Source organism: Streptomyces sp. URMC 124 (genome assembly GCF_051386455.1).
GTDB lineage: Bacteria > Actinomycetota > Actinomycetes > Streptomycetales > Streptomycetaceae > Streptomyces.
The window spans coordinates 1-239 of the sequence record NZ_JBPQTS010000642.1 but is presented as its reverse complement, the minus strand read 5'-3'; the positions used below and the strand labels follow the sequence as shown (position 1 = coordinate 239).

General features: G+C 57.7%; 1 protein-coding gene. It reads left to right on the top strand.

Features of this window, described 5'->3' with window-relative positions; all coding sequences use genetic code 11:
• Positions 1 to 51: 51 nt before the first annotated feature.
• Positions 52 to 239: glycoside hydrolase family 2 TIM barrel-domain containing protein (locus ACSNOG_RS34005; RefSeq protein WP_436756521.1), on the top strand; the 188-nt coding region annotated here is incomplete at its 3' end.

The window sequence follows — 239 nt, the reverse complement described above, 5'->3', positions numbered from 1 at the left end:
GCCCGAAACAACCCGCCCAAACCGTTCATCCTGTGCGAGTACAGCCATGCTATGGGCAACTCCTGCGGCGGGTTAAGCGCCTACTGGGAGCTGTTCGACCGGTATCCGGTGCTTCAGGGAGGGTTTATCTGGGATTGGATCGATCAATCCATTCTTACCCGCAACCAAGACGGCGAGGAGTACTTGGCTTATGGCGGAGATTTCGGCGAATCGCCGCATGACGGCACCTTCTGCGGCAA